This is a genomic window from Streptomyces sp. 142MFCol3.1 (assembly GCF_000424945.1).
Lineage (GTDB): Bacteria > Actinomycetota > Actinomycetes > Streptomycetales > Streptomycetaceae > Streptomyces > Streptomyces siamensis.
Genome location: NZ_AUKV01000014.1, coordinates 224464 through 237940 on the forward strand (window position 1 = coordinate 224464; position 13477 = coordinate 237940).

12 protein-coding genes are annotated in these 13477 nt (G+C 71.9%); 3 read left to right on the forward strand and 9 right to left on the reverse strand.

The window, feature by feature from the left end; all coding sequences use genetic code 11:
* Window positions 1-59: 59 nt before the first annotated feature.
* From H305_RS0122205 to miaA, 5 genes are all read right to left on the reverse strand, one after another.
* Window positions 60-1556, reverse strand: coding sequence for a M1 family metallopeptidase (locus H305_RS0122205; RefSeq protein WP_037764884.1), 1497 nt, complete (start codon window positions 1554-1556; stop codon window positions 60-62).
* A gap of 78 nt (window positions 1557-1634) precedes the next feature.
* Entirely contained in the window at window positions 1635-3845 is a 2211-nt protein-coding gene (locus H305_RS0122210) for a RelA/SpoT family protein (protein WP_028802322.1), read from the reverse strand.
* 498 nt (window positions 3846-4343) lie between these two features.
* The gene (gene dapF, locus H305_RS0122215) at window positions 4344-5213 is read right to left on the reverse strand and encodes a diaminopimelate epimerase (protein WP_028802323.1); all 870 of its coding nucleotides are present in this window, start codon (window positions 5211-5213) and stop codon (window positions 4344-4346) included.
* A 69-nt stretch (window positions 5214-5282) separates the two neighbouring features.
* Window positions 5283-5846 (reverse strand): hypothetical protein, encoded by a 564-nt coding sequence (locus H305_RS0122220; protein ID WP_078629180.1) that lies wholly within the window; start codon window positions 5844-5846, stop codon window positions 5283-5285.
* A gap of 107 nt (window positions 5847-5953) precedes the next feature.
* Complete coding sequence (miaA, locus tag H305_RS0122225; RefSeq protein WP_028802325.1) at window positions 5954-6892, reverse strand: tRNA (adenosine(37)-N6)-dimethylallyltransferase MiaA; 939 nt, start codon at window positions 6890-6892, stop codon at window positions 5954-5956.
* 183 nt (window positions 6893-7075) lie between these two features.
* On the opposite strand from miaA, the gene H305_RS0122230 reads away from it, so the two are divergent.
* Together H305_RS0122230 and H305_RS0122235 are read left to right on the forward strand one after the other, a co-directional pair.
* The gene (locus H305_RS0122230; protein ID WP_028802326.1) at window positions 7076-7333 is read left to right on the forward strand and encodes a hypothetical protein; all 258 of its coding nucleotides are present in this window, start codon (window positions 7076-7078) and stop codon (window positions 7331-7333) included.
* Window positions 7334-7357: 24 nt separating this feature from the next.
* Window positions 7358-7621 carry an antitoxin gene (locus H305_RS0122235; RefSeq protein ID WP_028802327.1) on the forward strand — a complete coding sequence of 88 codons (264 nt, stop codon included), beginning with the start codon at window positions 7358-7360 and terminating at the stop codon, window positions 7619-7621.
* A 106-nt stretch (window positions 7622-7727) separates the two neighbouring features.
* On the opposite strand, the gene H305_RS0122240 is transcribed toward H305_RS0122235, so the two are convergent.
* From H305_RS0122240 to H305_RS0122250, 3 genes are all read right to left on the reverse strand, one after another.
* Window positions 7728-8447 carry a class III extradiol dioxygenase subunit B-like domain-containing protein gene (locus H305_RS0122240; protein ID WP_028802328.1) on the reverse strand — a complete coding sequence of 240 codons (720 nt, stop codon included), beginning with the start codon at window positions 8445-8447 and terminating at the stop codon, window positions 7728-7730.
* 318 nt (window positions 8448-8765) lie between these two features.
* Window positions 8766-10292 (reverse strand): tRNA (N6-isopentenyl adenosine(37)-C2)-methylthiotransferase MiaB, encoded by a 1527-nt coding sequence (gene miaB / locus H305_RS0122245; RefSeq protein WP_028802329.1) that lies wholly within the window; start codon window positions 10290-10292, stop codon window positions 8766-8768.
* A 40-nt stretch (window positions 10293-10332) separates the two neighbouring features.
* Window positions 10333-10851, reverse strand: coding sequence for a MazG nucleotide pyrophosphohydrolase domain-containing protein (locus H305_RS0122250; protein ID WP_324608113.1), 519 nt, complete (start codon window positions 10849-10851; stop codon window positions 10333-10335).
* 87 nt (window positions 10852-10938) lie between these two features.
* Here H305_RS0122250 and H305_RS0122255 point away from each other — a divergent pair, with 87 nt between their 5' ends.
* Window positions 10939-11937, forward strand: coding sequence for a TAXI family TRAP transporter solute-binding subunit (locus H305_RS0122255; RefSeq protein ID WP_028802331.1), 999 nt, complete (start codon window positions 10939-10941; stop codon window positions 11935-11937).
* 133 nt (window positions 11938-12070) lie between these two features.
* Here H305_RS0122255 and H305_RS0122260 read toward each other — a convergent pair whose 3' ends face one another.
* Window positions 12071-13477, reverse strand: a complete 1407-nt coding sequence (locus H305_RS0122260; protein ID WP_028802332.1) for a sensor histidine kinase — start codon at window positions 13475-13477, stop codon at window positions 12071-12073.

Below are 13477 nucleotides of genomic sequence, written 5' to 3' on the forward strand. Positions count from 1 at the left end.
GGCCGGGTCGGCGACTCGAAGATGGTCGCACGGCACGGCCCGTCTCGTCACGCGAGTTGTCAGGCACCCTTGCGCGCCTTCGGCGGGTCGCTCTTCCAGTCCTCGTGCCCCGGCATCGGCGGTGTCTTCGTGTCGTACAGCCATGCTTTGAAGAACCCGCTCAGGTCACGGCCGGCGACGGCGGTCGCGAGGGCCACGAAGTCGTCCGTCGACGCGACGTCGTCGCGGTGGACGCTCACCCAGGTCCGCTCCAGGCGCTCGAAGGCCGAGCGCCCGATCTTCTGGCGCAGCGCGTACAGGACCAGTGCCGCTCCGTCGTAGACGCTGGGCCGGAAGATGCTGATCTTCTGGCCGGGGTCGGGCTCCTTCGGTGCCGCGGGCGGGCCTCCGGCCGCGCGCCAGGAGTCGGAGGCGCGGTACGCCGCCCGCATCCGCTCCTCCATCGGCTTGTGCGCCTTCTCATCCGCGTACAGGGCCTCGTACCAGGTGGCGTGTCCCTCGTTGAGCCACAGGTCGGACCAGGCGCGAGGGCTGACGCTGTCGCCGAACCACTGGTGCGACAGTTCGTGCACCATGATCGACTCGACGTACCACTTCGGGTACGCGGGCTCTGTGAACAGGTCCCTCTCGAAAAGAGAGAGCGTCTGCGTCTCCAGCTCGAAGCCGGTCTGCGCCTCGGCCATGAGCAGCCCGTAGGTCTCGAAGGGGTACCGGCCGACCTTGCCCTCCATCCAGGCGATCTGGTCGGGGGTCTTCTTCAGCCACGGTTCGAGCTTCGTGGCGTCCTTGGTGGGCACGACGTCCCGTACGGGCAGACCGTGCGGCCCGCTCCGGTGCAGCACGGAGGACCGGCCGACGGAGACCTGCGCCAGCTCGGTGGCCATGGGGTGCCGGGTGCGGTACGACCAGGTGGTGGACCGGCGGGAGCGGTCGGCTCCCGCGGGCAGTCCGTTCGCCACGGCCGTGTACCCGTCGGGCGCCGTGACGTGGAAGGTGAACATCGCCTTGTCGGAGGGGTGGTCGTTGCACGGGAAGACAAGGTGGGCGGCGTCGGCCTGGTTGGCCATGGCGAGCCCGTCCTTGGTGCGGACCCAGCCGCCGTCCTGGTCCTCGGCGGTGACCGGGTCGCTCGTGTGATGCACGACGACGTGCAGCCGGCTGCCCATCGGCAGCGGCTTCGCGGGCGTGACGACCAGGTCCTGCCCGGCGCTCGTGAATGCCGCGCGCTCCCCATTGACCTCGACCGATTGCACCTTGCCGTGCGCGTAGTCGAGGTTGATGCGTTCCAGCCGGGATGACGTGAGGGCGTCGATGGTGGTGACGGCCGCGAGCGGCTTGTCGTTGGCTCCGGGATAGGTGAACGCGAGGTCGTACGACTGGACGTCGTATCCCGGGTTGCCCAGGTGCGGGAAGAGGCGGTCGCCGATTCCGAGGGGGGTCGCCGGCGAGGGGGCGCTCGCGGCGATCAGGCAGACGGAGACGGCCGAGGCGAGCAAAGCGGCCCTGATGCGGCGGGTAGGGGGACGGGGAATCCTGGGGCGGATGTTGCGCAGCATGAAACACCGCTACCAGCGCCCACGCGCCACACGGTGACGGCGCGCGCCCTGCCCACCCGAACGGGTCCGCGCAGCGGCCTATTGCGGGGCCGCAGCCTGGTGCTGCGCGCGGCTCACGTCGTACACCCCCGGCACGTTCCGCATGGCCCGCATCAGGCGGGGCAGGCGCGCCGCGTCCGGAAGTTGGAGCGTGTACGTGTGGCGTACGCGCTGCTGGCTGGGGGGTTCGACGGTGGCCGAGACGATGGCGACGCCCTCCAGGGCGATGGCCTCGGTGAGGTCGGCGAGCAGATGGGGCCGACCGAAGGACTCGGCGACCAGGGTGACGCGGCATTCGGCGGTGTCTCCCCAGCGCACGCCGATCTCCGCGCGTCCCCCGCTCTTCATGCGCGTCGCCCCGGCGCACTCCACCCGGTGGACGGTCACCACTCCCCCGCGCACGGCGAAGCCGGTCACCTCGTCGGGCGGTACGGGCGTACAGCATCCGGCGAGGCGTACGGACGCGCCCGGCTGGTCGACGACGGCGCTGGCGGCCGGCCGTTCCGCGGGCGCGTCCTGGACGGGACGCTCGACGGGGGCCTCGACGGCCGGGCGGCGCGCGGCATCGGGCCCCTCGGAGTCCTCGGACGACGGGTCGACGGTGGGCGAGGGGTGCGCGGCCAGCCAGCGCTGGATGGCGATCCGTGCGGCGGGCGTGTGCGCGTGCTCCAGCCACTCCCTGGACGGCTCGGAGGCCGGGTCCTGGCCCATGAGGAGCTGGACGGTGTCGCCGTCCTTGAGGACCGTACTCAGCGTCGCCAGACGGCCGTTGACACGGGCGCCGATGCAGGCGTGGGCGTCCTCGCCGTACTGCGCGTACGCCGCGTCCACGCAGCTGGCTCCCTCGGGGAGGCCCAGCGAGCCGCCGTCGGCGCGGAAGACGGTGATCTCGCGGTCCTGGGCGAGGTCCTCGCGCAGGGTGGACCAGAAGGTGTCCGGGTCCGGGGCGCCCTGTTGCCAGTCGAGGAGCCGGGACAGCCAGCCGGGGCGGGTCGGGTCGGCCCGCTCGCCGTCGGGCCGTTCGCCGTCGCCGTCGGCCTGGTCCTCCGACGGTGTGGCGTAGGGGCTGCCGAGCGCGATGACTCCGGCCTCAGCGACCTTGTGCATCTGGTGGGTGCGGATGAGGACTTCGGCCACCTCCCCGTCCCCGCGCGCCACCGCCGTGTGCAGCGACTGGTACAGGTTGAACTTGGGGACGGCGATGAAGTCCTTGAACTCCGAGACCACCGGGGTGAGGCAGGTGTGCAGTTCGCCCAGGACGCCGTAACAGTCCGCGTCCTCGTTCACCAGCACCAGGAGCCGCCCGAAGTCGGCGCCACGCATCGGTCCGCGCTTGCGCGACACCCGGTGCACGGAGACGAAGTGCCTTGGCCTCACGAGGACTTCGGCCTGGATGCCCGCGTCGCGCAGGACCGCGCGGGCCTCGTCGGCGATCTCCGCGAGCGGGTCGCCGGCGCGCGCCGCGTTCTCGGCGATCAGCTCCCGGGTGCGCTCGTACTCCTCGGGGTGCAGGATCGCGAAGACGAGGTCCTCCAGCTCGGTCTTCAGCACCTGGACGCCGAGCCGTTCGGCGAGCGGGATCAGCACGTCCCTGGTCACCTTGGCGATCCGCGCCTGTTTCTCGGGGCGCATGACGCCGAGGGTCCTCATGTTGTGCAGCCGGTCGGCGAGTTTGATCGACATCACGCGGACGTCGTTGCCGGTCGCGACGAGCATCTTGCGGAACGTCTCGGGTTCGGCGGCGGCGCCGTAGTCGACCTTCTCCAGTTTGGTGACACCGTCGACCAGGTAGCGGACCTCCTCGCCGAACTCCTCTCGCACCTGGTCGAGCGTCACTTCCGTGTCCTCGACGGTGTCGTGGAGCAAGGAGGCGGTCAACGTCGTGGTCTCCGCGCCGAGTTCGGCGAGGATCAGGGTCACCGCGAGGGGGTGCGTGATGTACGGCTCGCCGCTCTTGCGCATCTGGCCCCGGTGCGAGGACTCGGCCAGCACATACGCGCGGCGCAGGGCTTCGAGGTCCGCGTCGGGGTGGTGGGCGCGGTGCGCGTCGGCGACATGGCCGATGGCGTCGGGCAGCCGGTCGCGGGCCGCCGGGCCCAGCAGCGCGGCCCTGCCGAGGCGGCGCAGGTCGATCCGCGGGCGGCCCTTCCTGCGGTGTGCCGCGGGGACCGCCTGCTCCAGCGGGGCCGAGACCTTGGGGGCGGGCGTCGCAGGACCTGGCGTCGCGGGATTCGTCGCCTCCGCACTCATGGGCACCTCCGGCTGCATAGACCGGCGGACGGGTGCCCCATGGCGAACACGGCTCAGGGGATTGCCTCGATCCCCCGTCCGGGCCGGTGCTTGATGCTACCGAGCCCATCACGCTCGACTGACCGCCTCTCGCCGAGCGTGAAACGGATCACCCATTCGAGCGATGGATTGGGGGTTTACGGTCTCGATCTTTGGTTGGGGAGAAAACCGGGAACGGCACCTCGACCGGAGCGCTCCGGTCCGGTGCGGCGCCGCGCAGTGCCGCGCAGTGCCGCGCAGTGCCGTGCGGTCCCGTCCGGACCCTTGCGGCCCGGCCGGAAAGGGCCGTTGCAATGCACCGCGCCGCCGTGCCATGTGATCCCGGCCGCCATCGTGCGGCCCGGCCGGAACGGGCCGGTGCGGTGCGGTGCGTGCATTGCACCGCAGTGCCGTGGGGTGCGGCTGAAGTCGGCGGTTCGCCGGACGGGATGGTGCGGGGGCTCAGCGCTGCGCGAGGGCTCAGCGCTGCGCGGCGGCCAGCCATTCCGTGTCGAACTCGCCCTCGGCAACGATCACCGCGGGCCCCGTCATCTCGATCTCGCCGTCCGGGCGCTCGGTGATGACCAGGCGCCCGCCGGGCACGTCGACGGTGTACGTCGCGGGCGTGCCCGTCATGGCCGGGTCGGCGCCGTCGCGGCGCGCCGTGGCGACGGCCACCGCGCACGCGCCCGTGCCGCACGAGCGGGTCTCTCCGACGCCGCGCTCGTGCACCCGCAGGGCCACGTGGCGCGGTCCGCGGTCGACCACGAACTCGACATTGACCCCGTCCGGGTAGGCCGACGCCGGGCTGAACGGCGGGGGCGTGAACAGATCGCCGGCGTGCGCGAGGTCGTCGACGAAGGCCACCGCGTGCGGATTGCCCATGTTCACGTTGCGGGCGGGCCAGCTGCGCCCGTCGACGCGGACGGTCACGTCGCCTTCGGGGAGGACTGCCTTGCCCATGCCGACCGTGACGTCCCCGTCCTTGGCCAGGTGCACGGTCTTCACGCCCCCGCGGGTGGCGACCGCGATGTCCCCTTCGGCCACGTGCCCGGCACGCTGGAGATAGCGCGCGAAGACCCGCACGCCGTTGCCGCACATCTCGACGGTCGAGCCGTCGCCATTGCGGTAGTCCATGAACCACTCCGCCTCGGCGGCCATCGCCCTGGCCTCGGGGTGCGCGGCGGACCTGACGACGTGCAGCAGACCGTCGCCGCCGATGCCCGCACGCCGGTCGCACAGGGCGGCGACGGTGGCCGGGGGCAGGTCGATGGCGTTCTCCGGGTCCGGGATGATCACGAAGTCGTTCTCGGTCCCGTGGCCCTTGAGGAAGGCGATCCGCGTGCTCATTCCTCGATCGTACGGGGTCGGTACGACACTCCCGCCGCCGCGGGCCCGTGGGCACGGGCGACGGCGGGATCAGCGCAGCCGCGCCACGCGCCACACGGCGAGCACCGCCACCGCGGCGACGACCACCGTGTACGCGATCGCCACCCGCCAGTCCGGGCGGCGGCCGGAGCCCCGCGGCGGGAAGCCCGGCCAGGTGTAGCCGACGCGGCGTGCGGCCATCATGCCCCAGCCCGCGGCGCACGAGCAGATCAGCAGGCCGAGCATGGCGACGACGGCTCCGCCGTCACCGAACTCGAAGGCCAGCGGGAAGGCGAACATCAGCGACCCGGTCGCGGCCAGCCCCACGATGGGCGCGAGCTGCCAGATGCGCAGCCTGCGCTGCGGGCGCAGCTCGACCTCGACCTCGGGTCCCGGGGACATCTCGTCCAGCCCGGGCCCGTCGGCGGTCACACCGCCCGGGGTGTCCTCCGGACCGTCGGAGCTCAGTCGCTCCGCGTCCGGCTCGGGGTTCAGACCGTCTCCGTCCGGGTCGATGCTCAGACGATCTCCATCGGGGCCGATGCCCGGACGGTCTTCGTCCGGATCGGCACCGTGCTCGGTGTCTCGTGCTGTGTCGCGAGGGCCGGCCTCCATCGCCACGCGCCCTCCCAACTCGGACTTCACTGGTCGATCGAAGCTCGATGATGGCACGGCGCCGGAGGCCGCGATGACGGCCGGAGCGTCCCGATGCCATGACGTGATCAGGCTGTAACCGGTCGTTCGACCAACGCCAGTGCGAGTTCCGGGAGTTCTGTGAGATCCGCCGCAGCGCCGCTGAGCCAGTGGACCCGGGGGTCGCGACGGAACCAGGAATCCTGTCGACGCGCGAAGCGTTTGGTGGCGCGCACGGTCTCCGCGCGCGCCTCCTCCTCTGTGCATTCGCCCGCGAGAGCCGAAAGCACTTGCTGGTATCCGAGCGCACGCGATGCCGTGCGCCCCTCGCGCAGGCCCTGCGCCTCCAGCGCGCGCACCTCGTCGACGAGCCCCGCGTCCCACATGCGGTCGACCCGGCGGGTGATGCGGTCGTCGAGCTCGGGGCGCGCCACGTCGACGCCGATCTGGAGGGTGTCGTAGACGGAGTCGTGACCCGGCAGGTTGGCGGTGAAGGGCTTCCCGGTGATCTCGATGACTTCGAGGGCGCGGACGATGCGCCGGCCGTTGCTGGGCAGGATCGCGCGGCCGGCCTCGGGGTCGGCCGCGGCCAGACGGGCGTGCAGGGCGCCCGATCCGCGCAGGCCGAGCTCCTCCTCCAGGCGGGCCCGCACCTCGGGGTCGGTGCCGGGGAACTCGAGGTTGTCGACGGCCCCGCGGACGTACAGGCCGGAACCCCCGACCAGGATCGGCCAGCGGCCCTCGGCGAGCAGGGCGTCGATACGGGCGCGGGCGAGCCGCTGGTACTCGGCGACGCTGGCCGTGACCGTGACGTCCCAGATGTCCAGGAGGTGGTGCGGGACGCCGTCGCGCTCCTCGGGCGTCAGCTTGGCGGTGCCGATGTCCATCCCTCGGTACAACTGCATCGAGTCGGCGTTGACGACCTCGCCTCCGAGGCGTCGGGCGAGGAAAACGCCCAGATCAGACTTTCCTGCCGCGGTCGGTCCTACGACGGCGATGACCCTGGGGGCGGGGGGTGCGCTACTCACCGCCCCAGTCTCGCAAACCTCGCGGGCTCTTCTCGAACGAGCTACGTGACGCCACGAGTCCGACCTCGTTGCCTGTTGCGAGGTTCCAGCCGCCGGTTTTCGAGGACCGGTGACCCGGGCGACGCAATGGGACGCACCGGGTGACGCGGGATTTCGCCCTCACGAGTAACGTATGGAGTGGATATGGGCGTTTTTGCACGGCTTCTCCGGAAGTCGAAGGCCACGGAGGAGGCGTCGACCGCCGAGGTGCGGACCGGCCCGCGCGGGGCCGGCGCCGAGGCGGAGGCGGTGGAGGAGGCTAAGGCATCGTCCGAGACCGGAGACCCGGCCACCGCGGAGAAGCCCGCGGCGACCGCCGCCGAGGAGGACGTGGAGATTCCTCAGCAGCAGACGGCCGACAAGGCCGCGGACAACGAGGCCGGTGAGGGCGCCCGCAAGTAACTGTCCCGCGAGAGAAGGGGAACCATGAGTCTCCTGGAGACATTGAAGTCCAAGCTGGCGCCTGCGAAGGACAAGGTCTCGGACCTCGCGCAGCAGCACGGGGGCAAGGTCACCGACGGTCTGGACAAGGCCGCGAAGGTGGTCGACGAGAAGACCAAGCACAAGTACAGCGACAAGATCCACACGGGCACGGACAAGGCGAAGGGTGCCATGGACCGACTCGCGCACAAGGACAGTGGCGGGCCCACGCCCCCGCCGGACGCGCCGTCCCCGCCTCCGGCATCCTGAACAGCACCACATATCGGCGGACGGCCGCGGAGCGCACCAGGCTCTCGGCCGTCCGCCGTTTTCACGCCCGGCCTGCCCCGTCGGCCCGCGCGCACCGGCAGGCCCGCTACGACCAGGCCGCGACCAGGTATCCCACCCCGTAAGGAGCGTCCTCGTAGAGCAGCGCGCCGCCCAGCCCCGCGCCCTCGGCAGCGCCGGCGAGGACCTGCCAGGCGGCTCGGCCGGAGGCCTTGAGTTCGTACGCCAGCTCGGTGTCGAGCGCCTTCAGCGCCGTCAGGTCCGCCGCTCCCAGTGCACGGGCGACCTCGGCGTCGAAGGCCTCCGCGCGCTCGTCGAGGTAGCCCGGCGCCTTGAGGGTCCGGCACGCGCTGGCGTCGCCCATCACCAGCAGCGCCACCCGCCCGGCCCGTCCGGCGATCGCCTGCCCGGCCTGGATGCAGCGCTCGGCCGCGAGGGGTTCGCCCACACCGAGACCCTCGACGGGGGAGTCGGACCAGTCCGTCCGCTCCAGCAGCCACGCGGCGACGGCCAGCGACGGCGGCAGCCCGCGCTCCACCGCGGCCGGGGCAGGCCCCTCTCCCCCGAGGTGCACGTCGAGATCGACGCCGAACCCGCGGAAGGAGCCGGGTGCTCCTTGCGGGAACGTCCCGCGCCCGGACTCGTCGGCCGGCCCCACGACGACCAGCAGGTCGGGTCGGGAGGCGGCCAGCAGTCCCACCGCGTCGGTGCAGGCGGCGCGCGCGGCGTCCAGCTCGGGGGCCGCGCCGGCGGCGACGCCGGGGACGAGCAGCGGAGGGCAGGGGCAGACTGCGGCGGCTACAAGCATGATCCGCAGCGTAACGCGCCCGGTGGGCGATGAGCCCTGAGTCCCCTTCAAGCCCGTGAGCAGGAAGGGGAGCGCGTGCGCATGCAGCCGGGCGAGCCTTCCCCGACGAGCCCACTCGCGGGGTCTGCGGCTCACGTCAGCCCTGCCCCACTCGCGGGGTCTGCGGCTCACGTCAGCCCTGCCCACTCGCGGGGTCTGCGGCTCACGTCAGCCCTACCCCACTCGCGGGTCTGAGGCGCGCGTCAGCCCTGCCCCGAGCAGGCCGGGGCAGGCCCTGCGCCTGGCAGGCCGGGGTCGACCGGCCCCGGTCAGGCCGGTTCAGTCGCAGCCGCAGCCGCTGCCCGTGGCGACCGGGAGCGGTGCGGGCACGCCGATCTTCGGCAGCCCGAGCATGACACCTGCCGGCTTCGCGGCCTCGGCGGCGTTGCGCTTCTCCCAGGCGTCCCCCGCGCGCGTGCGGCGCACGTCGAGGACCTGGCCCTCGGCGAGCAGATGGTGCGGGGCGGCGTACGTGATCTCGACGGTGACCACGTCTCCGGGGCGTACCTCTTCGTCCGGCTTGGTGAAGTGGACCAGGCGGTTGTCGGGGGCGCGGCCGGAGAGCCGGTGGGTGGCGCCGTCCTTGCGGCCCTCACCCTCGGCGACCATCAGCTCCACGGTGCGGCCGACCTGCTTCTTGTTCTCGTCCCAGGAGATCTCCTCCTGGAGCGCGACGAGACGCTCGTAGCGCGCCTGGACGACATCCTTGGGGATCTGCCCCTCCATGGTGGCCGCCGGCGTTCCGGGGCGCTTGGAGTACTGGAAGGTGAACGCCTGGGTGAACCGGGCCTCGCGGACCACGTGCATGGTCTGCTCGAAGTCCTCCTCGGTCTCGCCGGGGAAGCCCACGATGATGTCGGTGGTGATCGCCGCGTGCGGGATGGCCGCGCGCACCTTCTCGATGATCCCCAGGTAGCGGTCCTGGCGGTACGAGCGGCGCATGGCCTTCAGCACGGTGTCCGAGCCGGACTGGAGCGGCATGTGCAGCTGCGGCATCACGTTCGGGGTCTCCGCCATCGCGGCGATCACGTCGTCCGTGAAGTCGCGCGGGTGCGGGGAGGTGAAGCGGACGCGCTCCAGGCCCTCGATCTGCCCGCACGCCCGCAGCAGCTTGCTGAAGGCCTCGCGGTCCCCGATGTCGCTCCCGTAGGCGTTCACGTTCTGTCCGAGCAGCGTGATCTCGGAGACGCCCTCGCCGACGAGCGCCTCGATCTCGGCCAGGATGTCGCCCGTCCTGCGGTCCTTCTCCTTGCCGCGCAGCGCCGGGACGATGCAGAAGGTGCACGTGTTGTTGCAGCCGACGGAGATGGAGACCCAGGCGGCGTAGGCGCTCTCCCGCCGAGTGGGCAGCGTCGAAGGGAACGCCTCCAGGGACTCGGCGATCTCGACCTGGGCCTCTTCCTGGACGCGGGCGCGCTCCAGGAGGACCGGCAGCTTGCCGATGTTGTGCGTTCCGAAGACGACGTCCACCCAGGGCGCCTTCTTCACGATGGTGTCGCGGTCCTTCTGGGCCAGGCAGCCACCGACGGCGATCTGCATCCCGGGGCGCTTCGACTTCATCGGGGCGAGGCGGCCGAGGTTGCCGTACAGCCGGTTGTCGGCGTTCTCCCGGACGGCGCAGGTGTTGAAGACGACCACGTCGGCGTCGCCGTCCGACCCCTCGGGCGCACGCACGTAGCCGGCGCCCTCGAGGAGCCCGGAGAGCCGTTCGGAGTCGTGCACGTTCATCTGGCACCCGTAAGTGCGCACTTCGTAGGTCTTGGGTTCCTGAACGTCCACTGCCTGACTCCGGTCGCTGCTGCTCATGTGACAAGGGTAGGCGGTACCCGGGGTACCTCCTGTCGCCCTATGTCTCAGCGGCCGCCCAGCCCTGACCGCGAAGGATCCGGGCGACGTCCGGGGCCCTGTAGTGGTCCCCCTTGAGGACCTTGCCGTCGGCCCTGCGGGCGACCCGGCCGTCGGGACCCAGCTTCGTCATGTTGGACCGGTGGACCTCTGCGATCACCGCGTCCAGGTCGATGCCGTGGACGAGCGCGGTGCCGTAGGCCACGTACACGACGTCGGCCAGCTCGTGCGCCAGCCTGTCGAGCGGACCGCCGACCGAGACTTCGGCGACCTCGGCGGCCTCCTCGGCGAGCAGGTCACCGCGGTGGGCGGCCAGGGCCGGGGACACCTCGGTCGGGGTACTGCGGGCGTCCAGACCGAACGCGAGGTGGAACTCGCGCACCAGGGACGCGGGCGACGCCGCAGGGGCACCAGGCGTACGGGGCGAAGGCACGGGGACGGCGGAGGAGATGTCCGGGACGGAGGAGGCGGGGGCCGGGACGCCGGGCGCGGGGTCCTGGGAGGGGTGGGAGGACTGCATCCGGTGACCCTACCGATCCGGGAGGTGCCCGCGCGGTCGGCCGGGACGGCCCTGGTCATGGCAGCCCACGCCTGGCAGGATCGCGGAATGCTTCAGGCACTCCCCCGTATCGGCCGGCGCCGCGCGCTGCTCGGCTCGGCGGCCGCGTTCGTGGTCTTCGGGCTGCTGCTGTGGTGGCTGCTGCCGCTGGGCGAGGAGTCGCCCAGCGGGAGGGTCAGGTTCAGCACGGGCACGCCGACCGGGGTCTACCAGAAGTACGGCACCCTCCTCCAGGACGCCATCGCCAAGGACCTCCCCCGCCTGGATGTGCAGCTGCAGAACAGCGACGGCTCCCAGGAGAACGTCCAGCGGGTGGCCACGGGGACGGCCGACTTCACCATCGCGGCGGCCGACGCGGTGGAGACGTACCTGCTGCACGGCAAGCAGGGGGCGAAGCGGCTGCGGGGCTGCGCCCGGCTCTACGACGACTACGTGCACCTGGTGGTCCCGCGCTCGTCGTCGGTGAGGTCGGTGGCGGACCTGCGGAACAAGACCGTCGCCGTGGGACCGAGCGGCTCCGGGGTACGGCTGATCGCGAACCATGTGCTCCAGGCGGCCGGGCTCGACCCCGACGAGGACATCCGCCCGGTGGCCGACGGCATCGCGACCATGCCGGGCCTGCTCAAGCGGCACAAGATAGACGCCTTCTTCTGGTCCGGCGGCCTGCCGACGAGCGCCGTGCTGGAACTGTCCAGGACGGACAGCATCAGGCTCGTCCCGATCGGCGGCAAACTCATCAAGAAGCTGCACGAGCAGGGTGGCGCCTCCCGCTACTACCGCGCCGCGGTGATGCCCGCCGACGCCTACCCGAAGGCTCAGCGCGGCATGTCCGTGCAGACGCTGGCGGTGGCCAATTACCTGATCACGCGGGAGGACGCGGACGCGCAGCTCACCCAGGAGCTCACCCGCACGGTGATCGCCAGCCGCGACCGTATCGGCTCCGTGGTGCACGCGGCGCAACTCGTCGACCTGCGCACGGCCATCTACACCGACCCCCTGCCGCTGCACGAGGGCGCCCGCCGCTACTACCGGTCGATCAAGCCCTGACCCCACTCAAGCCCTGGCCGCGCGCCACGGCGGCCGGGACGCGGCCGGGCCGCGCGTGGGAGGCCGCTCCTCAGGCCGAGGCTCCGCACGAGGGCGGTCGATCAAGCCCTGTCCACGGCACGACGGTGGCCGCTCAGGCGGCTGGCCCCGACCTCGGCACCTTCACCGTGACCCGCAGGCCGTGCGGCTCGTGGTGGTCGTACGCGATCGAGCCGCCGCCCGCCGAGAGCAGCGCGCGCGAGATGGACAGGCCGAGGCCCGAGCCCTTGATGTTCTGGTGTCCCGCGCTGCGCCAGAACCGGTCCCCGATGCGAGCCAGGTCCTCGTCGCTGAGGCCGGGACCGCCGTCGGTCACGACGATCGTCGAGGCCTCCCCGTTCGAGGCGACCTCCACGTCGACGCTTCCTCCCTCGGGTGTGAACTTCACCGCGTTGTCGATGACCGCGTCCAGGGCGCTGGACAGCGTGACGGGGTCCGCCCAGGCCGTGGTGGCCGGGCAGGTCCCCGCGAGCCGAACGCCCTTGCTCTCGGCGACGGGCTGCCAGGACGCCACGCGCTCGGCCGTCAGGGCGCCGATGTCGGTGAGCCGGAGGTCGGCCTCGGCGTGCTCGGCGAGCGCCAGGTCGAGAAGGTCGTCGAGCACCTGGGCGAGCCGTTTGCCCTCGGTACGGACCGACGCGATCTCCTCATTGCCCTCGGGCAGTTCCAGGGCGAGCAGCTCGATGCGCAGCAGCAGCGCCGAGAGCGGATTGCGCAGCTGGTGCGAGGCGTCGGCGACGAAGGCGCGCTGCTGCTCCAGGACCTCTTCGACGTTGTCCGCCATCTCGTTGAACGACCGGGCCAGGCGTCTGAGTTCCGGTGGGCCGCCCGCGGCCGCCACCCGGGACTTCAGACGCCCGGTCGCGATGTCGTGGGTGGTGGCGTCCAGGACGCGTACCGGCCTGAGGACCCAGCCGGTGAGGCGCAGCGCCGCGCCGAGGGCGAGCAGCATCGCGGCGATCTCGCCCGCGCCGATGATCAGCCAGCCGTGCAGGGTCTTGGAGCGCATCTGCCCGGTCGGCGAGTCGGTGACGACGACGGCGATGACGTCACCGTCCCTGATGACCGGGGAGGCGACGACGAGGCGGTGCCGCTGCCAGGGCCAGACCTGTTGCGGGTCGTGGCTGCGCCGGCTGACGCGGGCCTCGTTGAACGCGTCGCGCGCCGCGCCCTTCTTGGGCAGGAACCAGGTGTCCGGCGCGTTGGCCATGGGCGTGTCGTTGCGGTAGAAGACGCCGGCCCGGATGCCGTACACGCTGTAGTAGCGGGCGAGTTCCGTGCGCAGGGTCTGGCCGCGTTCGTCGGTGAAGTTCTCCGGGGCCGCGGTCGGCGGGTCCGTGACGAACTGGGCGAGGGCCGCGAAGCGCGCCGTGTCGTCGATGCGGTCGACGACCACCCGTTGCTGCTCGGCCGCCGCCACACTCACGGCCAGCGGGACGCCGAGCGCCAGCAGCACGGCGGCCATCAGGACGATGAGCAGCGGCAGAAGACGTGTGCGCAC

Coding starts and splice junctions, on each gene's coding strand:
- H305_RS0122205 (WP_037764884.1), bottom strand. CDS start 1,556: ATGCTGCGCAACATCCGCCCCAGGATTCCCCGTCCCCCTACCCGCCGC.
- H305_RS0122210 (WP_028802322.1), bottom strand. CDS start 3,845: ATGAGTGCGGAGGCGACGAATCCCGCGACGCCAGGTCCTGCGACGCCC.
- dapF (WP_028802323.1), bottom strand. CDS start 5,213: ATGAGCACGCGGATCGCCTTCCTCAAGGGCCACGGGACCGAGAACGAC.
- H305_RS0122220 (WP_078629180.1), bottom strand. CDS start 5,846: ATGGAGGCCGGCCCTCGCGACACAGCACGAGACACCGAGCACGGTGCC.
- H305_RS0122230 (WP_028802326.1), top strand. CDS start 7,076: ATGGGCGTTTTTGCACGGCTTCTCCGGAAGTCGAAGGCCACGGAGGAG.
- H305_RS0122235 (WP_028802327.1), top strand. CDS start 7,358: ATGAGTCTCCTGGAGACATTGAAGTCCAAGCTGGCGCCTGCGAAGGAC.
- H305_RS0122240 (WP_028802328.1), bottom strand. CDS start 8,447: ATGCTTGTAGCCGCCGCAGTCTGCCCCTGCCCTCCGCTGCTCGTCCCC.
- miaB (WP_028802329.1), bottom strand. CDS start 10,292: ATGAGCAGCAGCGACCGGAGTCAGGCAGTGGACGTTCAGGAACCCAAG.
- H305_RS0122250 (WP_324608113.1), bottom strand. CDS start 10,851: ATGCAGTCCTCCCACCCCTCCCAGGACCCCGCGCCCGGCGTCCCGGCC.
- H305_RS0122255 (WP_028802331.1), top strand. CDS start 10,939: ATGCTTCAGGCACTCCCCCGTATCGGCCGGCGCCGCGCGCTGCTCGGC.